General features: G+C 64.0%; 21 protein-coding genes. 9 read left to right on the forward strand and 12 right to left on the reverse strand.

The window, feature by feature from the left end:
* Nucleotides 1–103 precede the first annotated feature (103 nt).
* The 7 genes from AC3IMC_RS03340 to AC3IMC_RS03370 all read left to right on the forward strand — a co-directional run bounded on the left by AC3IMC_RS03340 (nucleotide 104) and on the right by AC3IMC_RS03370 (nucleotide 10960).
* Nucleotides 104–2164, forward strand: a complete 2061-nt coding sequence (locus AC3IMC_RS03340; RefSeq protein ID WP_490917020.1) for a hypothetical protein — start codon at nucleotides 104–106, stop codon at nucleotides 2162–2164.
* Nucleotides 2164–3795 (forward strand): class I SAM-dependent DNA methyltransferase, encoded by a 1632-nt coding sequence (locus tag AC3IMC_RS03345; protein WP_490917021.1) that lies wholly within the window; start codon nucleotides 2164–2166, stop codon nucleotides 3793–3795. Before AC3IMC_RS03340 ends, AC3IMC_RS03345 begins: the two co-directional genes overlap by 1 nt.
* Nucleotides 3788–4996 (forward strand): restriction endonuclease subunit S, encoded by a 1209-nt coding sequence (locus AC3IMC_RS03350; RefSeq protein WP_490917022.1) that lies wholly within the window; start codon nucleotides 3788–3790, stop codon nucleotides 4994–4996. The genes AC3IMC_RS03345 and AC3IMC_RS03350 overlap by 8 nt, the downstream gene beginning before the upstream one ends.
* Nucleotides 4993–6129: a PDDEXK nuclease domain-containing protein gene (locus AC3IMC_RS03355; protein ID WP_490917023.1), complete on the forward strand. Its 1137-nt coding sequence runs from the start codon at nucleotides 4993–4995 to the stop codon at nucleotides 6127–6129. The genes AC3IMC_RS03350 and AC3IMC_RS03355 overlap by 4 nt, the downstream gene beginning before the upstream one ends.
* Nucleotides 6130–6178: 49 nt before the next feature.
* Nucleotides 6179–7228, forward strand: coding sequence for a 5'-nucleotidase (locus AC3IMC_RS03360; protein WP_490917024.1), 1050 nt, complete (start codon nucleotides 6179–6181; stop codon nucleotides 7226–7228).
* Entirely contained in the window at nucleotides 7225–10413 is a 3189-nt protein-coding gene (locus AC3IMC_RS03365; RefSeq protein ID WP_490917025.1) for a type I restriction endonuclease subunit R, read from the forward strand. The genes AC3IMC_RS03360 and AC3IMC_RS03365 overlap by 4 nt, the downstream gene beginning before the upstream one ends.
* A gap of 226 nt (nucleotides 10414–10639) precedes the next feature.
* Nucleotides 10640–10960 (forward strand): hypothetical protein, encoded by a 321-nt coding sequence (locus tag AC3IMC_RS03370; RefSeq protein WP_490917026.1) that lies wholly within the window; start codon nucleotides 10640–10642, stop codon nucleotides 10958–10960.
* 28 nt (nucleotides 10961–10988) lie between these two features.
* Here AC3IMC_RS03370 and AC3IMC_RS03375 read toward each other — a convergent pair whose 3' ends face one another.
* From AC3IMC_RS03375 to AC3IMC_RS03420, 10 genes are all read right to left on the reverse strand, one after another.
* A complete protein-coding gene (locus tag AC3IMC_RS03375; RefSeq protein ID WP_490917027.1) occupies nucleotides 10989–11249 on the reverse strand; it encodes a type II toxin-antitoxin system RelE family toxin in 261 nt (86 codons plus the stop codon).
* On the reverse strand, nucleotides 11246–11494 hold the full coding sequence (locus tag AC3IMC_RS03380) for a type II toxin-antitoxin system Phd/YefM family antitoxin (RefSeq protein ID WP_490917028.1): 249 nt from the start codon (nucleotides 11492–11494) through the stop codon (nucleotides 11246–11248). The genes AC3IMC_RS03375 and AC3IMC_RS03380 overlap by 4 nt, the downstream gene beginning before the upstream one ends.
* A 66-nt stretch (nucleotides 11495–11560) precedes the next feature.
* A complete protein-coding gene (nrdF, locus tag AC3IMC_RS03385; RefSeq protein ID WP_043451063.1) occupies nucleotides 11561–12535 on the reverse strand; it encodes a class 1b ribonucleoside-diphosphate reductase subunit beta in 975 nt (324 codons plus the stop codon).
* 89 nt (nucleotides 12536–12624) lie between these two features.
* Nucleotides 12625–14745, reverse strand: a complete 2121-nt coding sequence (nrdE, locus tag AC3IMC_RS03390; RefSeq protein WP_490917029.1) for a class 1b ribonucleoside-diphosphate reductase subunit alpha — start codon at nucleotides 14743–14745, stop codon at nucleotides 12625–12627.
* 20 nt (nucleotides 14746–14765) lie between these two features.
* Nucleotides 14766–15236 carry a class Ib ribonucleoside-diphosphate reductase assembly flavoprotein NrdI gene (gene nrdI, locus AC3IMC_RS03395; protein WP_490917112.1) on the reverse strand — a complete coding sequence of 157 codons (471 nt, stop codon included), beginning with the start codon at nucleotides 15234–15236 and terminating at the stop codon, nucleotides 14766–14768.
* A gap of 121 nt (nucleotides 15237–15357) precedes the next feature.
* Nucleotides 15358–15603, reverse strand: a complete 246-nt coding sequence (gene nrdH / locus AC3IMC_RS03400; RefSeq protein WP_043451057.1) for a glutaredoxin-like protein NrdH — start codon at nucleotides 15601–15603, stop codon at nucleotides 15358–15360.
* Between the two features lie 374 nt (nucleotides 15604–15977).
* Nucleotides 15978–17216, reverse strand: a complete 1239-nt coding sequence (locus AC3IMC_RS03405) for a class I SAM-dependent methyltransferase (RefSeq protein ID WP_490917030.1) — start codon at nucleotides 17214–17216, stop codon at nucleotides 15978–15980.
* Nucleotides 17213–18568, reverse strand: a complete 1356-nt coding sequence (locus AC3IMC_RS03410; protein ID WP_490917031.1) for a class I SAM-dependent methyltransferase — start codon at nucleotides 18566–18568, stop codon at nucleotides 17213–17215. The genes AC3IMC_RS03405 and AC3IMC_RS03410 overlap by 4 nt, the downstream gene beginning before the upstream one ends.
* Nucleotides 18565–19296 carry a DUF1365 domain-containing protein gene (locus tag AC3IMC_RS03415; protein WP_490917113.1) on the reverse strand — a complete coding sequence of 244 codons (732 nt, stop codon included), beginning with the start codon at nucleotides 19294–19296 and terminating at the stop codon, nucleotides 18565–18567. Before AC3IMC_RS03415 ends, AC3IMC_RS03410 begins: the two co-directional genes overlap by 4 nt.
* Before the next feature lie 14 nt (nucleotides 19297–19310).
* Entirely contained in the window at nucleotides 19311–20711 is a 1401-nt protein-coding gene (locus AC3IMC_RS03420; protein WP_490917032.1) for an NAD(P)/FAD-dependent oxidoreductase, read from the reverse strand.
* A gap of 125 nt (nucleotides 20712–20836) precedes the next feature.
* Between AC3IMC_RS03420 and AC3IMC_RS03425 the strand changes: the two genes are divergently transcribed.
* Both AC3IMC_RS03425 and AC3IMC_RS03430 read left to right on the forward strand, forming a co-directional pair.
* On the forward strand, nucleotides 20837–21754 hold the full coding sequence (locus AC3IMC_RS03425; RefSeq protein WP_490917033.1) for a LysR family transcriptional regulator: 918 nt from the start codon (nucleotides 20837–20839) through the stop codon (nucleotides 21752–21754).
* A 45-nt stretch (nucleotides 21755–21799) separates the two neighbouring features.
* Nucleotides 21800–22306, forward strand: coding sequence for a DUF2004 domain-containing protein (locus AC3IMC_RS03430; RefSeq protein WP_490917034.1), 507 nt, complete (start codon nucleotides 21800–21802; stop codon nucleotides 22304–22306).
* Between the two features lie 68 nt (nucleotides 22307–22374).
* Here the strand turns inward: AC3IMC_RS03430 and metE are convergent, their stop codons facing one another.
* Together metE and AC3IMC_RS03440 are read right to left on the reverse strand one after the other, a co-directional pair.
* On the reverse strand, nucleotides 22375–24717 hold the full coding sequence (gene metE, locus AC3IMC_RS03435; RefSeq protein ID WP_490917035.1) for a 5-methyltetrahydropteroyltriglutamate--homocysteine S-methyltransferase: 2343 nt from the start codon (nucleotides 24715–24717) through the stop codon (nucleotides 22375–22377).
* A 74-nt stretch (nucleotides 24718–24791) separates the two neighbouring features.
* A complete protein-coding gene (locus AC3IMC_RS03440; RefSeq protein WP_490917036.1) occupies nucleotides 24792–25751 on the reverse strand; it encodes a methylenetetrahydrofolate reductase in 960 nt (319 codons plus the stop codon).
* Nucleotides 25752–25923 lie beyond the last annotated feature (172 nt).

Consider the following 25923-nt stretch of genomic DNA (forward strand, 5'->3'; position numbering starts at 1 on the left):
GGTGCCGCCCACAGACTGATAAGGGGGATTATCAGGGTCTGGCGAGAACATGTCGGCCTGCTCGGTTAGGCTTCAGGACGGACCAACGGAAAGGGGGGCAGCAATGGACACAGCAACGGACTCAATGCGCATGACGCTGTCGGACGTGGCATCCCTCTCGCAGGTTCAGCGTCCCGTCGTCTCTATGTGGCGGAAGCGCAGCAGCGGGGGGCCTCTGCCATTCCCCTCACCCGCGGAAACGGTAAACGGCGTCGAACTCTTCGACGCCGACCAAGTTACGGCATGGCTGCAGGCAACCGGCCGGGGCAACAACCCTGAGGCAGGAAACGACGTCGCCGTCCATGCCAAACCCGCGGATCACGCCGGGCCATTGAACGACGGCCGCAAGACATTCGACGGCCTCACAGCGCTGCTCGCCCTGAAAGTCATCACCGGACGAGGGCTGGGCAACTTCGGTGCTTCCCGTCTCCTGGATGAGGCGGACGAGGCCGATCCGGATGATTTGTTCCTGTACTCGGAACTGGAGGCCCTGGGCTCTGCACTTCCGGGGCTGGCCAGCTTCGCCGACAGGCTGGTGGACAGCGCCTACAGCGCTCCAGCGGCGTTTGAGAATCTTCTGACCCACCGCTTCAAGGAAGGTCTAAGGGAGCATGCGGCCACCGCTCTCACAGCTGCAGCCCTCAAGCTCGTCAGCGCCGCAGCCATAGAGCTCGCGGCCACGCTGGACAGCCGGCCTGTGTTCGTGGACGCTACTCCGGGCGGGAGCGACGTCATGCTCAGCATCGCGCAGCAGTTCGGCGAATCAAAGTCAGCCTCCTTTCTGGCAGCTGATCACGACGGCGGCGCCTCGCGTCTGGCGCGACGGCGCCTGGCGGTGCACGGGACGGACAGTGGGCCCGTCAAGGTTGACGGCAAGGGAGCCTTCGCGGTCACGGGTCCCGCTGTCCACGTGGCGCAATATCCCGCCCCCGGTGAACCCGGCTTGGACACCCAGGGCATCCTGTCCGGCATCGAGAACATCGTGCTGCAAATGGACGATTCCCAACGGGCGGTGGTGATCGCCCCGGCTCGGGTCCTGTCTGACGCCCTTGCAGGTGAGTCCGGCAACGTCCGGGCAGACCTGATGAGGTCCGGCCGCGTGCGGGCCATCATCCGGCTCATGCCTGGGCTCCTTCGGGCCAAGCCACGCGAGCCGCAGGCGCTGTGGGTTCTGGGTCCATCGTTTGCCGACGTACCCATCGCCGACCGGTGGACCATGGTGGCAGACCTCAGCACTACGCCGCTGACCGTGGATGTGAGCCAGGACCTGATCAGCGACGTCGTCGCGTCGATGGGCAGCCGCGCCACAATCCGCGCGCACTCCTTCCGGTTCGCCCGGCTTGTGCAGACCCGGATTCTGCTTGCGCGAACGGGTGCCCTGGTCAGCGTGCCGTCCAAGGGGACGTCGACGGCGGCGCCTGACTCAGAGGCGGCACTCCGCGTGGAGGAACTCGTCCGGGCCCTGGCCACAGGGGGAAGTGGTGACACCACGCTTCTCGGTGTCCAGCCTGCCGCCAACCCTTCCTCCCCCGCCCCCGTCTCTGTCACGGAACTTATGGGCTCCGGATACCTCAAATACGTCAAGGGCATCCGGATCGAGGACCAGCACATTAACAAGACGGCGGGAAGCAGGATCCTCGGCCGCGAGGAACTGCTGGACCCGCACACTGCACCTTCCCGGTTCATCACCCTGCTGGACTTCGCGGCCAACTACTCCGCCGGACGGCTCACGGAACCCGGCGACGTTGTCTTCTGTACCAGCCCGCGACCCGCGGCGATCGTGGACGCGGAGGGCGGCGCCGTCGTCGTCTTTCCCGCCCGGATCCTCAGGATTGACCAGGGCGACCCAGGCGGCCTGCTGCCCGCCGTCGTCGCCCGTGACATCAACGCCCTCCACCAGGCAGACAAGTCCTGGCGCGACTGGCAGCTGCGCCGTACAGGCGAAGCCCAACGCCAGCCGCTCAGCAACGCCCTGCAGCGCCTGCAACACGAGCAGGCCAGGGCCGGCGAACGCCTCAAACAACTGGAAGAACTCGCTACCCTGATTACGGACGGCGTAGCGGGCGGAAGCCTCACCCTGACAGACCCTATTACCCACGCCGTGCCAGAAGAAGGAACTGCATAATGCCCCCGAAAGTGAAGGCGGACCTCGCCCCGTCCACCATGAAGGAACTCAAGGACACACTCTGGAAGGCGGCGGACAAACTCCGCGGCTCGATGGACGCCTCACAGTACAAGGACGTGATCCTGGGGCTGGTGTTCCTGAAATACGTGTCGGACGCGTTCGAGGAGCGGCGGGAGCAGATCCAGGCCGAGCTGGAGGCGGACGGGCTCAACGAAGAGCAGATCGCTCAGCTGATCGACGACGTGGACGAGTACACCGGCCGGGGCGTCTTCTGGGTGTCGCCCAGGGCGCGCTGGACGTACCTGGCGGAGAACGCCAAGGGCCTGGATGCGGTGGACGGCGCCGCGCCGAAGTCCATCGGGCTGCTGATCGATGAGGCAATGGAGCTCATCATGCACGACAACAAGAGCCTGGCCGCCACGCTTCCCAAGATCTACAACCGCGACAACGTGGACCAGCGCCGCCTGGGTGAGCTGCTGGACCTATTCAACTCCGCGCGCTTCACGGGCCAGGGCGCCAGCAAGGCGCGCGACCTGCTGGGCGAGGTGTACGAGTATTTCCTGGAGAAGTTCGCCAAGGCGGAGGGCAAGCGCGGCGGCGAGTTCTATACGCCCGCCGGCGTGGTCCGGGTGCTGGTGGAGGTGTTGGAGCCGCACCGCGGGCGGGTGTACGACCCGTGCTGCGGGTCGGGCGGCATGTTCGTGCAGGCGGAGAAGTTCCTGGCCGCGCACCACCTGGAGGGTTCGGACATCTCCGTCTACGGCCAGGAGCTCAACGAGCGCACGTGGCGGATGGCCAAGATGAACCTGGCCATCCACGGGCTGAACGCCAACCTGGCGTCGCGCTGGGGCGACACGTTTGCCCGCGACCAGCACCCGGAGCTGACCGGGAACAACGGCGCGGACTTCATCATGGCCAATCCGCCGTTCAACATCAAGGACTGGGCCCGGTCCGAGTCAGACCCGCGCTGGAAGTACGGCGTCCCGCCGGCCGGCAACGCCAACTACGCGTGGATCCAGCACATCATCTCCAAGCTGGCGCCGGGCGGCAGCGCGGGCGTGGTCATGGCCAACGGCTCCATGTCCTCCAACTCCGGCGGCGAAGGCGAGATCCGCGCCCAGCTGGTCGAGGCCGACCTCGTCTCCTGCATGGTGGCCCTCCCAACCCAGCTGTTCCGCAGCACTGGCATCCCGGTGTGCACCTGGTTCTTCGCGAAGGACAAGACCGCCGGCCCGCGCGGTTCCGTTGACCGCACGGGGCAAGTGCTCTTCATCGACGCCCGGAACCTTGGCCACATGGTGGACCGCGCCGAACGCGCACTGTCCGACGACGACATCGCCAAGATCGCCAACACCTACCACGCCTGGCGCGGCACCGGTTCGGCTGTGGAGGCAGGGCTGGCGTACGACGACGAGGCAGGCTTCTGCTATTCGGCTTCTCTTGCGGAGGTCAAGGCTGCGGACTATGCGCTGACGCCCGGACGGTACGTCGGTGCCGCGGAGGTCGAGGACGACGGCGAGCCGATCGAGGAGAAGATCGCGCGGCTTTCGAAGGAGCTTTTCGAGCAGTTCGAGGAGTCCGAGCGGCTGGCCGCAGTTGTGCGCGAGCAGTTGGGGAGGGTCGATGTCTGACACTGCAGCCCGTCCTCTTTCGTCATACATTCGTGTCAAGCACGGCTTTGCATTTCCAGGTGTCGGGTTCAGTGAGGATCCGTCGTTCCCAACTCTTCTTACTCCCGGAAATTTCGCACTCGGTGGCGGATTTAGGGAAGCAAGGACGAAGACATACACGGGTGACTATCCCTCCGAATACAGGCTCTCCGCTGGTGATTTGATCCTGAATATGACGGACCTCAGCAAGGAGGGGGACACGTTAGGACTGCCAGCGATCGTCCCGGAGTGCGGCGACTACCTCCATAACCAAAGAGTTGGCCTCGTTGAGATTACCGACCCGGAAAACGTCCACCGCGGTTTTTTGAATTACTTTCTCCGCACCGGCAGATATCGTGACTACATTCTTGGAACAGCCTCCGGAAGCACCGTTCGCCATACCAGCCCATCCCGCATCGGAGCCTTCGAAGCTGTCCTTCCTCCCGTCAAGCAGCAGCGGGCGATCGCGGAGGTACTGGGCGCCCTCGACGACAAAATCGCCGCCAACACCAAGCTCGCCGCTTCGGCCAGTGAGCTTGCCGGGTTGAAATATGACCGCTCGGCTGCTCGTTTCCCCGCACGACCCATGAGTAACGTGCTTACCCCGGTCCTAGGGGGCACGCCGGCACGTTCGCGAGCAGACTTATGGGGCGGCGACCAACTGTGGGCATCCGCAAAGGATATTACCGGCGCGCAATTCGGTGTTGTGCTTTCCACTGATGAGAAGATCACGCACGCGGCGGTGGCAACTACGAAAGCAAAGCCTCTGCCTGCGGGAAGCGTGATACTCACCGCACGCGGTACAGTCGGAGCCGTCGCCAGGCTGGCAGCCCCTGCCTCATTCAACCAGTCCTGTTACGGCTTCGTTCCGGGCGATATACCGCCTGGCATCCTCTATTTCGCCATCATGAGGGCTGTGCTGAGGGCTAAGGAGATTGCCCATGGTTCAGTTTTCGACACGATCACGATGAAGACTTTCGACCATTTGCCGTTCCCAGATTTCGACGTTGAAGCATTGACCTCTACACAGGGCGAAATCGGCCCACTGCTGGAAGTGGCCGCTGGGGTTGTTCGCGAAAACAATTCGCTAGCCGAGACCCGCAACGCGCTCCTCCCCCAACTCATGTCCGGCAGTCTACGAGTCAAGGATGCCGAGAAGGTCCTGGAGGAAGCTGGGGTATGAATCAGGTTGGGGGCGAGATTCAGCCGGGCGCGCGCACGCACGTCGGCGAGGCGTCGATTTCCGGCGTGCGCGCCACCAGCTCGATGCCGGCATGGTACCCCGAGCTGCTGGCCTCCGTTGCCAGCCAAGTCACCGCCGGCCGCTCCAAAGCTGTCAGTGCGGCTAACCGGGAGCTGCTGGTCAGCTACTTGGGTATCGGGCGTGACATCCTGGACCGACAAAGCCTCGAGGGCTGGGGATCGAAGGTCATCGAGCGGCTGTCCGCGGATCTCAAAAGCCAGTTCCCCGGCGCCGCCGGATTCTCGCCGCGCAACCTGAAGTACATGCGGGCCTTCGCCGAAGCCTGGCCTGCCGAGGCAATTGTGCAAGCGCCGCTTGCACAATTGCCCTGGTACCACCATCTGGCGCTGCTTCAGAAGCTCAGCGATAAGGAAAGCCGCCTCTGGTACGCAGCGGCCGCCGTCGAACACGGTTGGTCACGCAACGTCCTGGTCCACCACATCGACACCAAACGGATGGAGCGCAGCGGCACGGCGCTCAACAACTTCAAAGCGACCTTGCCGCCGTCGGACTCCGACCTGGCACGGCAGCAGTTCCACGATCCGTATGTGTTCGACTTCGTCGCCATGGCGGACCGGCGCAACGAGCGCGAGCTCGAAAACCAGCTGGTAGAGCACATCCAGAAGTTCCTGCTGGAACTGGGCCAGGGCTTCGCGTTCGTCGGCCGCCAGGTCCGGCTCAACATCGGTGACGACGAGTTCTTCGCGGATCTGCTGTTCTACAACTTCAAGCTGCGCTGCTTCGTGGTGGTGGAGCTGAAGGCCACCGCCTTCAAGCCCGAATACTTGGGCCAGATCAACATGTACATGTCGGCCGTTGACGATCTCCTGGCCCATGTCCAGGACCAGCCGACCATCGGCCTGCTGCTGTGCAAGACGAAGAACAACGTGGTGGCGGAGTACTCCCTGCGGGGCTTCTCCAAACCCATCGGCATCGCCGAATGGGAATCGGAGATGGTGAAGTCCCTGCCCGCGGAGTTCACCTCCACGCTGCCCAGCATCAGCGACATCGAAGCAGAACTTTCGCACGACCTTTTGCCCAACGATCCGGTCAACCAGGGGGAACAACCGTGACAGCACCAGCAATAACCTTTTCCGATGCTCACCCTCCGGAGCGACCATAATGGCATACGAATTGACGAACCGGCTGGTTGTCGGCGTTGCTTCCAGCGCCCTTTTTGATTTGGCCGAATCGGACGCCTACTTCCGCGAGAACGGTGAAGAAGCATATCGCCAGTACCAGGATGAACACATCGATGACTGCCTACTTCCCGGTGTTGCTTTCCCGTTCATCCAGAGATTGCTGAGCTTGAATGACTTACGCGACGCCGATAACCCATTGGTCGAAGTCATCGTCCTGTCGAAAAACGATCCTTCAACCGGCCTGCGCGTGCTCCGCTCTGTCAAGTCCCATGGTTTGGGGATTTCGAGGGCAGTGTTCACACAAGGGGAGGCCCCCTATCAGTACATAGAAGCCTTTGACATGTCCCTCTTCCTGTCCGGAAATCGGTCTGACGTCGATTCTGCAACGCGTTTGGGATATCCCGCTGGTCACGTTCTTCCGTCATCGGCGGTTTACGACACTACTGATCCGTCTCTCCGGGTGGCCTTCGACTTCGACGGTGTCCTCGGTGACGATGAGTCCGAACGCGTTTATAAAGCGGCGGGCGACCTGACAGAATACCTCGCATACGAGGCCGAAAATCTCGACCGCGCACTGATCCCTGGCCCCCTGAAGAATCTTCTTCAGGACCTGAACCTGATCCAGGGCCTGGAGTCGGCGAAACAGAAAGAAGACTCCAGCTACCAGCCGCGGCTCCGTATATCCCTGGTGACCGCACGAAGTGCACCTGCGCACGAGCGTGCGGTCCGGTCCCTCGCTGCCTGGGGAGTCACGGTGAATGATGCGTTCTTCCTTGGCGGGATTGAGAAGTCCCGTGTGTTGAAGGTGATGCAACCTCATATTTTCTTCGATGATCAAACCACTCATCTCATACCGGCGTCGTCTTACGCAGCAGGTGTACATATCCCATATGGCGTCGCGAATGAACCGGCATTAGCTCCAATTGGGCCGGCTGATCTTAGCCTTGCATTAGGTGACCATTCTGACGTGGAGCCAGTTTCGCGCGACCTTTTGCTCAACGATCCGGTCAACCAGGGGGAACAACCGTGACAGCACCAGCAGTAGCCTTTTCCGAAGCCGACTGGGAAGGCGCCGCGAAGGAACGGCTCGGCGAGCTGGACTGGAAGCCCATGGAGGGCCAGGCCCTTGCGCCCGGCACCGGGGAACGCGAGTCTTGGTCCGAGCTACTGATCCGGCCGCGTCTCCTCGCCGCCCTCGAGCGGCTCAATCCCGAGGTTCCCGTCCAGTATCTGCAGCAGGCTCTGGCGGAAATCGCATCACCGAAGTCAATCGATGCGATGGCTGAGAACCATCGGATCCACAACTGCCTGGTCGACGGCTACCGGCTGACCTATATCGACTCCGACGGCAACGAAGCCAACCCGACTATTCGGCTGCTCAGCCAGGCACCGGACCAGAATGACTGGCTCGCCGTCAACCAGGTCACCCTGGTTCAGGGCGACTACAAACGACGCTTCGACATCGTGCTCTACTGCAACGGCATGCCCGTCAGCATCATCGAACTCAAGAAGGCCGGCAGCGCCCACGCCGACCTCCCCGGCGCCTACGCCCAGCTCCAGACGTACCTCCGCGAATTCCCCATGGCGTTCTGCTTCTGCGTCTTCACGCTTGCCAGCGACGGGATCCAGGCCAAGTACGGGACGCCGTTCACCGCCTTCAACCACTTCTCACCGTGGAACGTTGACGACGATGGCGCGCCCGTCCCCCAGGGCTACATGGTGGACGGCGACGCGGTCACCGCACTCGACACCGCGCTGGACGGGCTCTACAACCAGGAGCGCTTCCTGCAGCTGGTCCGCAACTTCACCGCGTTCGACCAAGGATCCGGTGGCCTGGCCAAGCGGATTGCCAAGCCGCACCAGTACTACGCCGTAACCAAGGCAGTGGCCAGCACCATCCAGGCAGTGGAAAGCAACGGCAAGGCCGGCGTCGTCTGGCACACCCAGGGGTCGGGCAAGTCCATGGAGATGGAACTGTACGCCAACATGGTGGCCCGCCAGCCAAAGCTCAAGAACCCCACCGTCGTCGTCATTACCGACCGGAACGAGCTCGACGGCCAGCTGTTCGAAAGCTTCGACCGCAGCCTGCTCCTCGCCGAGCAACCAAAGCAGATCAAGAAACGGTCCGAGCTGCGAGACGAGCTAAGCAACCGGACAACCGGCGGCATCTACTTCACCACACTCCAGAAGTTCGGCCGGAGCAGGTCCGAAAAGGAGGCCGGCGCTGACCACCCTCTACTGTCCGACCGCCGCAACATCATCGTCGTAGTCGATGAGGCACACCGCTCGCACTACGACGACCTGGACGGCTATGCCCGGCACCTGCGTGATGCACTCCCCCATGCGACCCTGATTGCCTTCACCGGAACGCCGATCTCGTTCGACGACCGGAACACCCAGGATGTCTTCGGCGATTACATCGACATCTACGACCTGTCCCGGGCCGTGGAAGACGGCGCCACCGTGCCCGTGTACTTCGAGCCGCGGCTGATCAAGGTAGGACTTTCCGAAGGCGTCACGGAGGAGGACCTCGACAAGTCAGCGGACGAGCTGACGCTAGGGCTCGACGATACGGAACGCGCACGCATCGAGGCGAGTGTCGCCGTCGTGAACGCCGTCTATGGTGCGCCGCAGCGCATCGCCGCCTTGGCCGAGGACCTGGTGGCGCACTGGGAGAACCGGCGCGAACGGATGGGCAAGTTCATCGAGGCGCCGGGCAAGGCGATGATCGTGGGCGGGACGCGGGAGATCTGCGCGAACCTCTACTCGGCCATCGTGGCACTGCGACCTGAGTGGCATTCGGATGACCTGTCGAAGGGCAAGATCAAGGTGGTGTACTCGGGCGACGCGACCGATGTGCCGCCGGTGTCAGATCATGTCCGCCGCGATTCCCTGAATGCCCAGGTGAAGGAGCGGCTCAGGGACGTCGACGACGAGCTGGAGCTGGTGATCGTGAAGGACATGATGCTCACGGGCTATGACTCTCCGCCGCTGCACACCCTGTACCTGGACCGGCCGCTCAAGGGCGCGCTGCTGATGCAGACGCTTGCCCGGGTCAACCGCACGTTCCGCGGCAAAGAGGACGGGCTGCTGGTGGCGTATGCACCGCTTGCCGAGAACCTGTCCAAGGCGTTGAGCGAGTATACGCAGTCTGATCAGGCGAACAAGCCAGTGGGCAAGAACATCGACGAGGCTGTAGGGCTGACGGTGTCCTTGGTGGAGGCGCTGCGGTCCTTGTTGGCCGGCTATGACTGGAAGTCCGTGCTGATGAAGGGCGGCCCGAAGTCGTTTCTCAACGCGGTGACTGGCGCAGTCAGTTACCTGCGGAATCCTGGTACTCCCGGTAATCAGCCTGCCGACGGTGAGGAGTCGGTTGCAGCGAGGTACCGCAAGTTCTCCGGCCAGCTGTCGCGGGCATGGGCGCTGTGCTCCGGATCGGACACCCTGGCCGAGCTGCGTCCTGAGATCCAGGTGTATGAGGAGATCCGTGTCTGGATGGCGAAGTACGACGCCGCCGACCGGCAGGCCAGCGGTGAACCAGTGCCTGAGGAGATCCAGCGGCTGCTGGGGAACCTCATTGCTTCCGCCACCTCCTCCGGTGAAGTGCTCGACATTTACGAGGCCGCCGGCATGCCCAAGCCGTCGCTGGATGACCTTACACCCGAGTTCATCGCCAAGACCCAGAAGGCACGGAACCCACAGCTAGCCATCGAGGCGCTGCGAAAGCTCATTGCCGATGAGTCTGCATCTTCCACGCGGAACAACGTAATCCGGCAGCGCGCGTTCTCGGAGCGGATCACCGAGCTGATGAAGAAGTACACGAACCAGCAGCTGACATCTGCCGAGGTGATTGCGGAGTTGGTGGAGCTGGCGCGTGAAGTGGCTGCCGAAGGTAAGCGAGGCCAGCAGTTCACTCCCCCGCTGAATTCGGACGAGCTGGCCTTTTATGATGCTGTGGCGCAGAACGAGTCCGCGGTGGAGGTCCAAGGCGAAGGCGTCCTGGCAGACATTGCCCGCGAGCTGGTGTCCGTGATGCGGCGCGATGTCCGGACGGACTGGACCGTGCGCGATGACGTCCGCGCGAAGCTTCGGTCCTCGATCAAGCGGCTCCTGGTGCGGTTCGGCTATCCGCCGGACAAGCAGCCGGAGGCCATCAAGTTGGTTATGGAGCAGATGGAGTCGATGGCTCCGCGCTTCGCTGACGCCCGCCTTTAGCACCTAGAACTTCTGCCAACGGGCAGCAAACAACACATCACGAAATGGGAAAACTATGTCGTCTTACGATCCGCCTTCAAGCTACAACAACCCCGCCGTTCCTCCGGCCCCGGAGAGCGCTCCCCAAGTGAACGTCGGCAAAGGTAAAGGCCAGATTAGGAAATTTGCAGCGTCCGCAGGGCCAATCCAGTTGGCCCGTGTCATCTTGGGCGCAGTCCTCGGATTGTTGTTCATCTTGACCTGGGTCGGCACCGGGCCTGCTGCTGTCGACGCCGGCAGCCCTTCCAAGTGGAAGTCCGACCTCGCTGCTGCAAGCGTCAAGAACGATGTCAATAACGGGGAAACAAAGGGAGCGCCACAGCAGTCGGTGGTCAACGGTTGGTACGCCAACGATATTGCTGCTATCACAGCCACGCAGAACACGTATATCGCCGCCAGCTCCGCCCGGAACGGCACCCTCCTGACGCTGCTCGGCCTCGGAGTTGCTGGTGAGCTGATCCTTCGAGGACTGGACCGGACAGGCCGGAACCGGCTAGCTACCGCATAAGAGCGTTGGTTCCGCGCCGGCGGGACAATCACTTTTGGTAGACGTCCCGCCGGTGCCCAAGATTTACCACCACGACCAGGAGCACGTCATCGTGGATGGTGTAGATAATCCGGTAGTCACCGACACGGACCCTATAACCAGGACGGCCGCTCAAAGCAATTGCTTTGGGCGGCCGCGGGTCCTGCCCGAGAAGAGCGATCGCACCTTGAATGCGCGCTTGGTCTTCAGGGTGAATTTTCCTAAGTGCTCGTACAGCTGCCGGCCTTAGTTCAATTCGGTAGGGGCTCATGCCCAGCCCAGATCCGCCTTCACTTGTATCCAGGGAATGTTCTCGCCTTCTTCCGCCATTGCTGCATCGAACGCTGCAATGTCTTCGACTTCTTCCAAGGCTTCAAGCAATTGCTCGTAACGCTCTGGCGATACAAGCACAGCCGCCCGATGCCCCCGCCGCTCAATGAATACCGGCTCAGATTCGGCTTTCTCGATCAGTTCCGGCAGATGTGAGCGCGCGTCCGTAATGTTGATGGTCGACATAGACTAAATGTACATCCGAAGGATCCAGATGTACATCTAGCCCGCGCTCGACAGATAAGCAGCAGCTTAGAAGTCCCAGTCCTCATCCTCAGTATTGACGGCCTTGCCGATCACGTAGGACGAACCGGAGCCCGAGAAGAAGTCGTGGTTCTCGTCCGCGTTCGGGGACAGCGCCGAAAGGATCGCCGGGTTCACGTCCGTCACCGAGGCCGGGAACATCGCCTCATAGCCCAGGTTCATCAGCGCCTTGTTGGCGTTGTAGTGCAGGAACTTCTTGACGTCCTCGGCCAGCCCCACGCCGTCGTACAGATCGTGCGTGTACTGGACCTCGTTCTCGTACAGCTCGAAGAGCAGCTCGAACGTGTAGTCCTTGATTTCCTGGCGGCGCTCCTCGGACACAGTCTCCAGGCCGCGCTGGAACTTGTAGCCGATGTAGTAGCCGTGCACGGCCTCATCGCGGATGATCAGGCGGATCAGGTCGGCAGTGTTCGTGAGTTTGGCGCGCGAGGACCAGTACATGGGCAGGTAGAAGCCCGAGTAGAACAGGAAGCTTTCCAGCAGCGTGGAGGCCACCTTGCGCTTCAGGGGGTCATCGCCCTGGTAGTAGTCCATGACGATCTGCGCCTTCTTCTGAAGGTTCTCGTTCTCGGTGGACCAACGGAACGCCTCGTCGATCTCCTTGGTGGAGGCCAGCGTGGAGAAGATGGAGGAGTAGCTCTTGGCGTGCACCGACTCCATGAACGCGATGTTCGTGTAGACGGCTTCCTCATGCGGGGTCAGCGCGTCCGGGATCAGGGAGACAGCCCCGACGGTGCCCTGGATGGTGTCCAGCAGGGTCAGCCCGGTGAACACGCGCATGGTGAGCTGCTGCTCGGCAGGCGTCAGCGTGTTCCAGGACTGCACGTCGTTGGACAGCGGCACCTTCTCCGGCAGCCAGAAGTTGTTGACCAGGCGGTTCCAGACCTCCACGTCCTTGTCGTCCTGGATGCGGTTCCAGTTGATGGCCTCGACGTGGCTCAGAAGCTTGACCTTTTCGGTCATGTCATCCCCTCATTGTTGGGTGGTTCTCTAAGTTAAAGCGTACGACGGCGGGCGGGCACCCGCCGTCGTACGTGAAATTTAGTTGAAGATTAAAGTGCGCAGGAGACGCAGCCCTCAACTTCAGTCCCTTCCAGCGCAAGCTGGCGGAGGCGGATGTAGTAGAGCGTCTTGATGCCCTTGCGCCAGGCGTAGATCTGGGCCTTGTTGATGTCGCGGGTGGTGGCGGTGTCCTTGAAGAACAGCGTCAGGGACAGGCCCTGGTCCACGTGCTGCGTGGCAGCGGCGTAGGTGTCGATGATCTTCTCGTACCCGATCTCGTACGCATCCTGGTAGTAGTCCAGGTTGTCGTTGGTGAGGTACGGCGCCGGGTAGTAGACGCGGCCGATCTTGCCTTCCTTGCGGATCTCGATCTTGGCCGCCACCGGGTGGATGGAGGACGTCGAGTTGTTGATGTAGGAGATCGAGCCCGTCGGCGGGACGGCCTGCAGGTTCTGGTTGTAGATGCCGTGCTCCATGACGGAGGCCTTCAGCTCGCGCCAGTCATCCTGGGTGGGAATGTGGTGGCCGGCAAAGAGCTCGCGGACGCGCTCAGTCTCGGGGAGCCACTCCTGCTCGGTGTACTTGTCGAAGAACTCCCCCGACGCGTACTTCGAGTTCTCGAACCCACCGAACGTCTGGCCGGTTTCGATGGCCAGCCTGTTGGAGGCGCGCAGTGCGTGGAACAGCACGGTGTAGAAGTAGATGTTCGTGAAGTCCAGGCCCTCTTCGGAGCCGTAGTGGACCCGCTCGCGGGCCAGGTAGCCGTGCAGGTTCATCTGGCCCAGGCCGATGGCGTGGGACTTCGCGTTGCCCTCGGCCACGGACGGCACCGAGTTGATGTAGGACATGTCCGACACCGCGCTCAGTGCGCGGATGGCCGTCTCGATGGAAGCACCGAAGTTCGGCGAATCCATCGTCTTGGCAATGTTCATGGACCCGAGGTTGCAGGAGATGTCCTTGCCAACGGTCTGGTAGGTGAGGTCCTCGTTGTAGATCGAGGGCGTGGAAACCTGCAGGATCTCCGAGCACAGGTTGCTCATGGTGATCTTGCCGGCAATCGGGTTGGCCCGGTTCACGGTGTCCTCGAACATGATGTACGGGTAGCCGGACTCGAACTGGATCTCCGCGAGGGTCTGGAAGAACTCGCGGGCGCTGATCTTGGTCTTCTTGATCCGGGAATCGTCCACCATCTCGTAGTACTTCTCGGTGACCGAGACGTCAGAGAACGGCATGCCATAGACGCGTTCGACGTCGTACGGCGAGAAGAGGTACATGTCCTCGTTCTTCTTGGCCAGCTCGAACGTGATGTCCGGGATGACGACGCCCAGGGAGAGCGTCTTGATGCGGATCTTCTCGTCGGCATTCTCCCGCTTGGTGTCCAGGAACCGGTAGATGTCCGGGTGGTGGGCGTGCAGGTACACGGCGCCGGCGCCCTGGCGGGCACCGAGCTGGTTGGCGTAGGAGAAGCTGTCTTCGAGGAGCTTCATCACGGGGATGACGCCGGAGGACTGGTTCTCGATCTGCTTGATGGGTGCGCCGTGCTCGCGGATGTTGGTCAGCGACAGGGCCACACCGCCGCCGCGCTTGGAAAGCTGCAGCGCGGAGTTGATGCCGCGGGCAATCGATTCCATGTTGTCTTCGATGCGCAGCAGGAAGCAGGAGACGAGCTCGCCGCGCTGGGCCTTGCCGGCGTTCAGGAACGTGGGCGTAGCCGGCTGGAAGCGGCCGTCGATGATCTCGTCCACCAGGCGGGTGGCCAGCTCCTCGTTGCCGCGGGCCAGGTGCATGGCCACCATGCAGACGCGGTCCTCGTAGCGCTCCAGGTAGCGCTTGCCGTCGAACGTCTTCAGCGTGTAGGAGGTGTAGAACTTGAACGCGCCCAGGAAGGTCTCGAAGCGGAACTTCTTCTTGTAGGCGCGGTTGAACAGGTCCCGGATGAAGTTCATCGTGTACTGGTCCAGCGTCTCGCGCTCGTAGTACTGGTTCTTCACCAGGTAGTCGAGCTTCTCCTCCAGGTCGTGGAAGAACACGGTGTTGTTGTTCACGTGCTGCAGGAAGTACTGGTGGGCCGCCTCGCGGTCAGCGCCGAACTGGATCTCGCCGTTGGGACCGTACAGGTTCAGCATGGCGTTCAGCTCATGGTAGCCAAGGCCCTTGAAGGCAGCCGGCATCTCGGGCTTCTGGGCCCTGGTTACTTCTGTGTCTGCGACAGTCGTGTCCAAAACGTGTCCAATCCCTTGTTTACGCGGGCCACGTCTTCTGGCGTGCCCATTAGTTCAAATCGATAAAGGTGGGGCACCTGGCATTTGGCGGCGATAATGTCCGCTGCCAGGCAGTAGTTGTCCCCGAAATTCGTGTTCCCGGCCCCGATGACCCCGCGGAGCAACTCCCTGTTCTGCGGGTTGTTCAGGAACCGGATGACCTGCTTGGGAACGGACCCCTCTCCCCCGGTGCCGCCATAGGTAGGCACCACCAGCACGAACGGCCGGGTGGCGAGGAGGGGTGCGTCCTTTGCATAGAGCGGGATCCGGGCCACCTCGCGGCCCAGCTTCGAGACGAAGCGGCTGGTGTTCTCGGATGCCGAGGAAAAGTAGATGAGCCGGCTGCTGGTTAGGACCGGCTCCGGGTCACTGTATGGACGGGCCGGCTGTGAACCACCCACGCGCTGAGCCGCGTGTCCGGAAACCGCGTGCAGTGAAGCCGCGTGGTCCTGCTGCGCTGTGGGTGATGCCATGGGAGTCACCTCAGCTGGTTGACGGTTGCCGGATGGAAAGATGTGGCTCCTAAGCCACGGAGGTGACAGCAGAGAGGGCAAGTTCCTCGATCTTGTCGGGACGGAAGCCTGACCAGTGGTCCTGGTCCGTGACCACAACGGGTGCCTGCATGTAGCCAAGTGCCTTCAGGCGCTCGAGGGCTTCGGCGTCCTGGGAGATGTCCACGCTCTGGTAGGTGATGCCCTTTTTGTCGAGAGCACGGTAGGTGGCGTTGCACTGAACACAAGCAGGCTTCGTGTAAACCGTTACGGTCATTGTCGCTGTCCCCTTAGTCGAAATCTTCGCTGGTTCGGTGTCCCCGTCCAAGCTGTATGTAGATACTACATGTAGTGCAGGCGCCTCTTCGGAACCCCAAGATGATGTATTACAAGTATGTCATTTAATGCACCTTTAATCCACAGGGAGGAGCCTTCAAAATGTCCGGAATCCCGGCGTTTTTGCGGACGGAATCCACATCCTGTGGAGTACTTAGCCACATTTAACGGCCAGCGTGTCGTGGAAAAGACGGCGTGTCGCGCCTCCGCCAAGGTGGCCGCAGGCACCGGAAAGGGGGTCCCGGAGTGACCTCCGGAACCCCCTTGGGTGACGAAAAGCACGCCCGGGCGAGGATGCCCAGGCGGCGGGGCCCGCTAGAGCGGGGCGGGCCTGCTGCAGAGGATCTGCTCCACGCCCATTCGCCCCTCGGCAAAGCTCCGGAGGGCACCCACCAGGTACAGCCGCCAAACCCGGACGACTTCCGGACCCATCATGGCCTCGGCCCGTTCCTGGTTTTCCTCGAACGTGGCGTACCAGGCTTCAAGCGTGTGCACGTAGTGCCTCCGCATTCCCTCAACGCCCTCCACCTCAAGGCCTGCCCCTTCCAGGAAGTCCAGCGTCTCGCCCACCGGGCGCATGTGCATGTCGGGGGCAATGAAGGATTCGATGAAGGGACCGCCGCCGGGGTGCCGGCCGCGGCGCGACATTTGCTGGACCAGGACCCGGCCGCCCGGCACCAGGTTGTCGAACAGCGCCTTGGCATAGATGGGGTAGTTCTTCTGCCCCACATGCTCCCCCATTTCCAGGGAGGCTGCCGCGTCGAAGGGTCCGTCCGGGATCTCGCGGTAATCCTGTACCCGGATCTCCACCCGGTCCTCCAGTCCGTACTCCCTGATCCGGCCGTCAATGAAGGCCTTCTGTTCCACGGACAGCGTGACGCCCACAACGGCGGCGCCATAGTGCCGTGCGGCATGCAGGCTCAGGGAACCCCAGCCGCAGCCGACGTCCAGCATCCGCATGCCGGGTTCGAGACCGATCTTCCGGCACACCAGGTCCAGCTTGTCGCGCTGGGCATCCTCGACCCCGTAGCCAGGCCCCGGAGCCTCGGCCCAGTAGCCGCTGGAGTAGGCCATCTGCGGATCCAGGATCAATCCGTAGAAATCGTTGCTGAGGTCATAGTGGTGGCTGATCGCCGCGCGGTCGCGGATCAGGCTGTGCAGGCGTCCGGAGACTTTGGCCTGGGTGGCCGGCGGCGCGGGCGGGGTGCCCAGTGCGCCGGCGGCCCTGGCGATCCTTCCGATGCCGGCGATCACCGCGGGGGTGGGCCGGATCCCGGACAGGCGGCGGCGCCGCACCACCTCCCACAGCTGCTGCAGGGCCGAGTTGAGGTCGCCGTCGATATCCAGCTCACCGGTGACGTAGGCCTGTGCTGCGCCCAGTTCCCCCGGGGCCCACAGGAGGCGTCGGATCGCATTGGGGCTGTTGAGCCGGACCACCGGAGCATTGGCGGGGCCAGCCTCGGAGCCGTCCCACACCTTCAGGCGGACGGGCAGGTCCCCGCCGACCACGGGCCGGAGGGCATCGGCGATGGTCTCCGCCAGGGCAGCCGTCACAGCGCGGCCCCGCTCCCGGGAGCACTTTTCTTCCGGTCCAGCACGATCTGCTGGACATCCAGGTAGCCGGACGCGAAACCTGCCCTGGAGTAGCAGAGGTAGAACAGCCACATCCGCTGGAAGACTGTATCGAAGCCGAGCTCCGAAACCTCTTCCTGCCTCTCCATGAAGCGTTCCTCCCACAGCCGCAGGGTCTCGGCGTAATGCTCGCCGAAGGCCAGCCGTTCGCGCACCTGCAGCCCGGTCTGCTGCTCGGTGACTTCCTCGATGGCCCGGACGGAGGGGATTACCCCGCCCGGGAAGATGTACTTGTGCACCCAGGTGTATCCGGTGCGGGTGGCCAGGAGGCGGTCGTGGGCGATGGTGATGGCCTGGATGGCCACCTTGCCACCCGGCGCCAAGACCCTCTCAATGGTCTGGAAATACGTGGCCCAGTACTGGTAGCCCACGGCTTCGATCATCTCGACCGAGACCACGGCGTCGTATTCGCCTTCAACGGCCCGGTAGTCCTTGAGCTCGATCGTGACGGCGCCGGTATACCCGGCCTCGGCGACCCGTTTCCGGGCAAGTTCCTGCTGCTCGCTGGACAGCGTCACCGAGTAGACGGTGGCCCCGCGGGCGGCGGCGCGCAGGGCCAGCTCGCCCCAGCCGGTGCCGATTTCCAGGAGCCGGGTTCCCGGCCCGACGGCGGCCTTGTCCAGCAGGCGGTCGATCTTCGCCTGCTGGGCGGCGGCGAAGCCGTCCCGGTCAGAGGTGAGGACGGCACCTTCCACCGAAGGGAACAGTGCGCTGGAGTAGGACATGGTGGGGTCGAGGAACGTGGCGAACAGTTCGTTGGAGAGGTCGTAGTGCCTGGAGATGTTGGACCGCGTGTTCTCCAGGGAATTGCGTTCGCTGCGGGGCTGGCGCGGCAGGAACAGGGCCCGAAGTTTCTGCAGCGGCTCCGGGACCAGGGTCCCGGCCCGGGCAGCAAAGACTTCGAGGACCGCGGTGAGGTTGTCCGCGTCCCAGTCGCCGGCCATGTAGGACTCGCCGAATCCGATCAGGCCGCCGTCGCCCAGGCGGCGGGCGAAGTCCCCGGGCCGGTGGATGATCATGACGGGGCCGCCGGCGGGCGCGGATCCGAGGACCTGGCCGTCGGGGTACCTTACCGCCAGCGGAAGATGGCGGACCGCGGCTTTGAAGATGCCGGCGGCGATGCGCGCCGCAACGTCGGCCCTGAGGCCGGCCGGAAGCGTTGCGATGCCCGGCCAGACCGCAGCGTCGATCACCGCGGGAGGCTGCGGCACGGTATACGGGACGCTCCCGGACGCGGCAGCCCTCGTGATTCCGTTGTCGTCCGTCATGGTCATTGAACTGCCTCCTGTGAAGGGTGGTGTGGTCTTGCGACGACGGGCAGGCGCCGTGCCCAGAGTTTAACGCCCTGCACCCTGATCAGGGCGGATACCAGCAGTGGCGCGGCCGGCACGGCACAGGCCGCAGCCAGGATGTGGCGGACCGTGGCCGGCCGGCGGGTCCCATCCATGGTGGCGACGAACGGCCGGTGCCCCACACGGTCCAGGACGATCGAGATGGCCAGCCGTTCGCCGGGGGCCGGCAGCTTCATCCGGTACTGCCCGTCGACGTCGTTGAAGGGCGACACGTAGAACGCTTTCGGAACGGAGGCGCGCCCCGCCGGGTCCGTCTGCAACAGGTAGCAGTGCCGCTCGCCGTAGGTGTTGTGGACCTCGGCCACCACGCACTGGAGCTCGCCGCTGGAGCGGTAGCACCAGAACAGGGTCAGCGGGTTGAAGACGTACCCGAACACCCGCGCGCTGGCCAGCATGTGGATGGGGCCGCCGTCGGGCTCGATGCCCTGGGTCCGCAGGTAGCGCTCCACGTTGGAACGGATGCTGGCGTCCGGGTCGCCCAGATGGTCGGCGGCGCGGAAGACCGCCAGGGGCCGGAGCGGGAGCGGGAGTCGCGGCAGTCGGTCGACGTCGACAAACCAGCTGTAGCTGCGGTAGGTGAAGGCGTTCTTCAGTGGGGTGCGCCGCACGTGGGAGATCGAGGTGCGGTAGATGGCTGCACTGGTGTTCATGGCGCGCCCGCTGCTCATGCAGGCTCCGCCGCGGACAACAGTTCCCGTTCGCCGTCGCCGGAGGTGTGCTGCGGGTCTTCTGGCCGGGCGACCGGCCAGGAGCGTCCGAGCTTCTCGGCCGCCCGGACACCGGAGAGGGCGCCGTCCTCATGGAAACCCCAGCCCAGGTAGGCCCCCGCGTATGCGATCCGGCCGTCGCTGAGGGCGGTGATGGCCTGCTGGGCCTTCAATGATTCCGGGGTGTACTGCGGGTGCTCGTACACCATCCGCTCGAGGACAGCGTCATCGGCGATCAGCTCCGACTCCCCCAGGCTCACCAGATAGGGCCGGCCGTCCCCGTGCACAAGCCGTTGCAGCCGGGTCAGGTCGTAGCTGACCAGGACCTTGTCCGGGCGGGCGTCGCAGGATGGCAGCCGGTAATTCCACGAGGCCTTGGCGTTGTCCGCTGCCGGCAGGACAGCCGGGTCCTGGTGGAACACCGTGTGGTTCACCGAGTACGGCATCCCGCCGAGCGCTTCCTTCTCGCCGGGCGTCGCATCGGCCAGGAACCCGAGTGCCTGGGCGGGATGGGTGGCAATCACGACGGCGTCAAAGTCTTCCAGCCCGTCCGCGGTTGCCAGCTCCACTCCTTCGGGAAGCCGCCGGATGGCAGTGACGGCAGTGTTGAGCCGGACATCGTTCAGCGTTGCGGCGAGTTTTTCCACGTACCGGGCCGAGCCACCGGTGACGGTGCGCCACTGGGGAGAGCCCTTGATGCCCAGCATGCCGTGGTGGCCAAGGAACGTGAAGAGGTACCGGGCCGGATAGGCCAGGGCGGTGGTGGGATCGCAGGACCAGACCGCACTCACCACCGGGGTCATGAAGTGGGAGATGAAGTACGGGCTGAAGTTTTCCCGCTCCAGGAAGTCGCCGAGCGTCAGTTCCGGGACCTCCACCTCAGTGCTGATGGCCGACGGCGGCACGGACTTAAGGAGTTCGCGCGCCTTGCGGTAGAAACGGGTGACTTCCAGCAGCATCAGCAGGTAGCGGCCACGAAGAAGGCTGGACGGCCGGGCGATGATCCCGCGGGCGCCCCCTCGTGCGCCGGCGTACTCCAGCCCGCAGCCGTCGCAGCGGATGGACATGCTCATCTCGGAGTCCTGGGTCTCCACGCCGAGCTCGGCAAACAGCCTCAGCAGGGTGGGGTACGTGCGTTCGTTGTGCACGATAAACCCGGTGTCGACGCCGAGGACAGTCCCGTCAGGCTGCGGCATGTCGTGCGTGTGGGCGTGGCCGCCCAGCCGCGAATCGGCTTCGAAAAGGGTGACGTCGTCCTCCCGGTTAAGCACATAGGCTGCCGTTAGTCCCGCCACGCCGCTGCCGATCACGGCGATGCGCCGACGTCCTCCTGCACTTGCTGCTGGGTTGGATGACAACTGATGCTCCTCTGCTGAACATTTGCCAGTGATGGTTATACAGAGGGCAATTCGGCACACGGTGAGCACTGGATGGGTGCGGGTTGCAGCTTCTTCGCTGGAAGGCGGCAGAGTACTGTGGGCTGGTGGTGAATCCGGTGCATCTGAAAACCCTGCTGGAAGTGACCCGGCTGGGGTCGTTCGCGGCGGCGGCCGCGACGCTTGGCTATACGGCCTCCGCTGTTTCCCAACAGATGACGGCGCTGGAACGGGAGACGGGCGTGACCCTCTTCCAGCGCTCGGCGCGCAGCGTGGTCCCCACGGAAGCCGCCGTCGTCATGACCCGCCATGCCGCCAAGGTGCTCACGGACATCGAGGCGCTGATGGCCGCCGCGTCCAGGGCCAAGGACACCGAAAGCCAGGAACTGCGGCTGGGCATCTTTCCCAGCCTGGCCACCTACGTCCTGCCCCGCATTTTGAAGAACCCGGCGTGGAAGAACCTGGGCATCGATCTGCGGGTGTCCGTGGCCGAGCCCGGCCAGACCATCCAGGGCCTGCGCACGGGCGGTGACCTGGACCTGGCCGTCGTCTTCCAGGTGGGGCAGACCGGGTTCGCCTGGCCCAACACCATCAACCGGCAGTGGATCGGGGACGACGACTTCCGGGTGGTGCTGCCCGCGGGCTGGGGCTTCCGCGCCGATGCGAAGGTGGCCGCGGACCACCTCTCGGAGATGCCTTGGATCATGCACCACCCCGGCACCAGCGACGCGATGGTCATTGAACGGCTCTTCGCCGGCTGCAACCTGCATCCGCGGGTAGTGGCGCACAGCGACGATTTCCACGCGAGCCTGGAGATGGCCGCCGCGGGCCTGGGCGCCGCCCTTGTCCCGGAACTGGCCCTGCGGAACAAACCGCAGGGCATCGTGGTGCTGGACGTGCCCGAAATCCGGTTGGCACGCAACGTGTTTGCCCTGCTGATCAACGACAGGAAGACGGCCAGGGTGCAGCTTTTCGTGGATCTGCTGGCCGAAACACTCGCCGGGATGCGCACGGCGGTGAATTAGGCCGGAACGCTGGAATGGTCTGCACTTCGGGTCTATGTTGAGACTATGAACAAGGTAGCGAGCCAGCACTTTGGAGAGATCGAGCTCAACCACGGCAGGGATCACTTCATCGCCGCCAAGCACGAGCTGCGCGGCCACCCGCTGGAACTCGACCTGAACATCACCGCCCACGACCACTTCGATGAAGCTGCGCTCCGCAAAGTGGACTACCGGCTGCGGTTCCTGCCGGAACTGGTGGACGAGGTGCGCGACATGATCGCCGAGGAACTGGAACAGGAAGGCACCAGCCCGCAGGAGTACCTGCACTTCCACTGCAATGCCCTCAAGGTCGAGCACCTGCAGAAGGTCTTCGGTGTCCAGGACCGCAGCCAGCTCACCAACGAGGTCTTCCTGAAGGCACTGAAGCTGGGCCATGTGGGGATCTACCCTGGCCAGCCGGAGCGCTACTTCGTCATGGACTTCACCTTGGGCGAGCACTTTACGGACGAGGTGCTGGTGGCGTCGGCGGATGAAGACGGCGTGGTGGACGACGAGATCGTCTGGGAGTCCTGAGCCCGCCCTTTAAACACGACGCCGGCTGGTCACCGAGGTGACCAGCCGGCTTTCGTTTCTCTGCCTGCTTACTTCGCTGCTTCCAGCAGGCCCGCGCGGACCGCCTGGGTTGCCTTGACCAGGTTGCGCAGGGACTCTTCCGTCTCAGCGTAGCCGCGGGTCTTCAGGCCGCAGTCCGGGTTTACCCAGAGCTGGCGGGACGGGACATGCTTCACCGCCGTGGCGAGCAGTTCCGTAACCTCGGCTTCGCCGGGCACACGCGGTGAGTGGATGTCGTAGACACCGGGGCCGACGCCGCGGCCAAAGCCGTGGGACTCGAGGTCGTGGACGACCTCCATGCGGGACCGGGCTGCCTCGATCGAGGTCACGTCGGCGTCCAGGCCGTCGATCGCGTCGATGATCACGCCGAACTCCGAGTAGCAGAGGTGCGTGTGGATCTGCGTGGCGTCGGCGGCACCGGCGGTGGCCAGGCGGAAGGAGTCCACGGACCACTTGAGGTAGTCGGCGTGGTCTGCCTTGCGCAGCGGGAGCAGTTCGCGCAGGGCGGGCTCGTCCACTTGGATGATCCTGATGCCGGCGGCTTCGAGGTCGGCGATCTCGTCGCGCAGGGCCAGGCCAACCTGGTTCGCGGTTTCGCGCAGCGGCTGGTCGTCGCGGACGAAGGACCAGGCAAGGATGGTGACCGGACCGGTGAGCATGCCCTTCATCGGCTTGGCGGTCAGCGACTGTGCGTATTCTGCCCACTTGACCGTGATGGGGGCGCTGCGGGTCACGTCACCCCAGAGGATGGAGGGACGGGTGCAGCGGGAGCCGTAGGACTGCACCCAGCCGTGGACGGTGACGTCGAAGCCTTCCAGGTTCTCGGCAAAGTACTGAACCATGTCGTTGCGCTCGGGCTCGCCATGCACCAGGACGTCGTAGCCCAGCTCTTCCTGCAGGTCCACGACGCGCTTGATCTCGTCCTTCATGAGCTGCTCGTACTGTGCGTCCCTGAGCTCGCCCTTCGTGTTGCGGGCACGGGCGGAGCGGATCTCAGAGGTCTGCGGGAAGGAGCCGATGGTGGTGGTGGGCAGCGGCGGCAGGTGCAGGGCCTCTTCCTGGGCTGCTTCGCGGACCGTGTACTCGGACCGGGTGAAGTCGGCCGCGGTCAGGGCTTCGGTGCGGGCGCGGACGTCGGCGCGGCGCACGCCGTCGGCCGTGGCACGGGAGGCGATCACGGCGGTTGCCTCGTCGACGGCGGCCCTGACGGAGGCCGGATCCGCCAGGTAGGACGCCAGGGTCTTGACCTCCACGGCCTTCTGGTCCGAGAACGCCAGCCAGCTGCGGAGCTGCTCTGACAGCTGGGTCTCCTCGGCGACATCGTGCGGGACGTGCTGGGTGGAGGTGGAAGTGGAGACGGCGATCCTGCCGGCAGCCGACTTGAGGGCGTCGAGCTTGGCGGCGGACGCGGCGAGGTCGTTGCGCCAAATGTTGTGGCCATCCACGACGCCGGCGACGAGGGTCTTGTTGCCCAGCCCCGCCAGCGCTGCCGCGGAGGGAACGGCGCCCTTGAAGACGTCGATGTGCAGCGCGTCGATATTGGTGGCGGCAAGCGTGCCCAGCTGGTGGTCCAGCGAACCGTAGGGCGTGGAGACGAGGATCTGCGGCCGGTTGGCTGCGCCGGCCAGGACCTCGTAGGCCCGGGCAACCGCGGCTTCGATGTCCGTCGCCGGGGTGTCCTGGTCAACAACCAGGGCCGGTTCGTCGAGCTGGACCCAGCCGGCGCCGGCGGCGGCGAGCTTGTCGAGCAGCTGGACGTAGACGGGCAGGATGTCCTCGAGGCGGGACAGCGGTGCGAAACCGGCGGGGGCGTCGTCGGAGGCCTTGGACAGCAGCAGGTAGGTGACCGGGCCGACGATGTAGGGGCGGGTTTCGATCCCGTTGGCCAGGGCGAAGGTGAACTCGTCAACCTTGGCGGTGGAGGCCAGGGAGAATTCCGTCTCCGGGCCGATCTCCGGGACCAGGTAGTGGTAGTTCGTGTCGAACCACTTGGTCATTTCCAGCGGCTGCTGTTCGTTGGTGCCGCGGGCCAGGGTGAAGTAGCCGTCGATGTCCAGCTGTCCGTCAGCGTTCAGGAGGTTTCCGAACCGGGCCGGCACGGCGCCGAGGTGGGCGGTGGTGTCCAGGACCTGGTCGTAGTAGGAAAACGTGCCGGGTACGGCGGCGCTCTCGGTCAGGCCGAGTTCCTGCAGGCGCCTGGCGGTGGCCAGCTGGATGTCCTTGGCGGCGGCGTCGAGTCCGGCAGCGTCGATCCTGCCGGCCCAGTAGGCCTCGACGGCCTTTTTGAGTTCGCGGCGGCGGCCGATGCGGGGGTAGCCGAGGAGGGAGGCGGACGGGAACGGGGTGTTTTTGGGTGCAGTCAGTTCAGGCATGGAGAATCCTAGGTTTTCGGGCAGCCCTGACGTCGGGCTGGCGTGATGAGTACGTGGTGCTGGCGGGAAGGTGCTCAGCTGGCGAGCTGCGGGGACACGATGTCCCGGCGGGCGCTGGACCGGTGGTGGCGCGGCAGGGCGAGCTTGTCCAGCACCTCCAGTGCACTTTGGTGCTCATTGAAGGTATAGATGTGGATGCCGGGTGCGCCGGCGTCCAGGGCCGCGTTCGATAGATCGACGGTGGCGTCGACGCCGATGTGGAGGCGTTCCAGGTCGGAGTCGGCGGCAGCCAGCTTGGCCATCAGTTCCGGCGCGGGCTCCACGCCGGTCAGTTCACCAAGGCGGTTGAGGCGGCGAAGGCTGGTCAGCGGCATGACGCCGGGAATGATGGGGATGGTGACCCCGGCCCGTCGTGCCCTGGTGAGGAGGTCGGCGTACTGGTCCGCATGGAAGAACACCTGCGTGATGGCGAAGTCGGCGCCGGAACGCTGCTTAGCCAGCAGCACCTCGACGTCGTGCTCCTCGCTCGGCGACTCGGGATGCCGCGCAGGGTAGGCCGCAACGCCAACGGCGATTTTTCCGGCACACAGCAGTGCCGAACGCCGCTGCTCAACCCGGCGGATGAGTTCGATGAGGTCCTGGGCGTAGCGGAGCGAGCCGTCGGTGACCTGGCCGTCCTTCGGCAGGTCGCCGCGGAGGGCAAGGATGCCACGCACGCCGGTGTCCAGCAGTTGGCCGATGATGCCTGCGAGTTCCTGCGGCGTGTTGCCGACGCAGGTCAGGTGGGCCAGTGGCCGGAGCGTGGTTTCGAGCAGGAGCCGGTTGATGAGTTCGACGGCGGTGTCCCGGTTGGACCCGCTGGCGCCGTAGGTGATGGAGACGTAGTCCGGCTCGGTGGTCTCGAGTTCACGGATGGTGGTCCACAGTGTCTCGGCCGCGGCCGGGGAACGGGGCGGGAACAACTCGTAGGACAGCGCCACGGGGGCGGCGTCGGAAAGATTTGGATGTGTCTCAATAAGGCTTGGTGGTGACATTTGCGTCCTTGGCTTTGGGCCATTGGGGTGCTGCCTGCCACGAAAGTGGCTGCAGTCCGGCAATGAATTTGAGTTTGGGGAACACGGAAGAACTCCACAGGACGCAGCCGCGACTGTTACGCCTGGAACGAAGTTTTCCGTGAGCAAATGTCAGGCCCACATGGGGGCACCC

The sequence above is a fragment of the Arthrobacter sp. E70 genome (assembly GCF_058266945.1).

Bases quoted from the DNA above. Each gene is read 5' to 3' on its own strand.
- nrdH (WP_043451057.1), bottom strand. From the start codon at position 15,603: ATGACCGTAACGGTTTACACGAAGCCTGCTTGTGTTCAGTGCAACGCC.
- AC3IMC_RS03410 (WP_490917031.1), bottom strand. From the start codon at position 18,568: ATGACCATGACGGACGACAACGGAATCACGAGGGCTGCCGCGTCCGGG.
- nrdF (WP_043451063.1), bottom strand. From the start codon at position 12,535: ATGACCGAAAAGGTCAAGCTTCTGAGCCACGTCGAGGCCATCAACTGG.
- AC3IMC_RS03355 (WP_490917023.1), top strand. From the start codon at position 4,993: ATGAATCAGGTTGGGGGCGAGATTCAGCCGGGCGCGCGCACGCACGTC.
- nrdE (WP_490917029.1), bottom strand. From the start codon at position 14,745: ATGCCGGCTGCCTTCAAGGGCCTTGGCTACCATGAGCTGAACGCCATG.
- AC3IMC_RS03380 (WP_490917028.1), bottom strand. From the start codon at position 11,494: ATGTCGACCATCAACATTACGGACGCGCGCTCACATCTGCCGGAACTG.
- AC3IMC_RS03345 (WP_490917021.1), top strand. From the start codon at position 2,164: ATGCCCCCGAAAGTGAAGGCGGACCTCGCCCCGTCCACCATGAAGGAA.
- AC3IMC_RS03440 (WP_490917036.1), bottom strand. From the start codon at position 25,751: ATGTCACCACCAAGCCTTATTGAGACACATCCAAATCTTTCCGACGCC.
- AC3IMC_RS03340 (WP_490917020.1), top strand. From the start codon at position 104: ATGGACACAGCAACGGACTCAATGCGCATGACGCTGTCGGACGTGGCA.
- metE (WP_490917035.1), bottom strand. From the start codon at position 24,717: ATGCCTGAACTGACTGCACCCAAAAACACCCCGTTCCCGTCCGCCTCC.
- AC3IMC_RS03350 (WP_490917022.1), top strand. From the start codon at position 3,788: ATGTCTGACACTGCAGCCCGTCCTCTTTCGTCATACATTCGTGTCAAG.
- AC3IMC_RS03360 (WP_490917024.1), top strand. From the start codon at position 6,179: ATGGCATACGAATTGACGAACCGGCTGGTTGTCGGCGTTGCTTCCAGC.
- AC3IMC_RS03430 (WP_490917034.1), top strand. From the start codon at position 21,800: ATGAACAAGGTAGCGAGCCAGCACTTTGGAGAGATCGAGCTCAACCAC.
- AC3IMC_RS03375 (WP_490917027.1), bottom strand. From the start codon at position 11,249: ATGAGCCCCTACCGAATTGAACTAAGGCCGGCAGCTGTACGAGCACTT.
- AC3IMC_RS03415 (WP_490917113.1), bottom strand. From the start codon at position 19,296: ATGAACACCAGTGCAGCCATCTACCGCACCTCGATCTCCCACGTGCGG.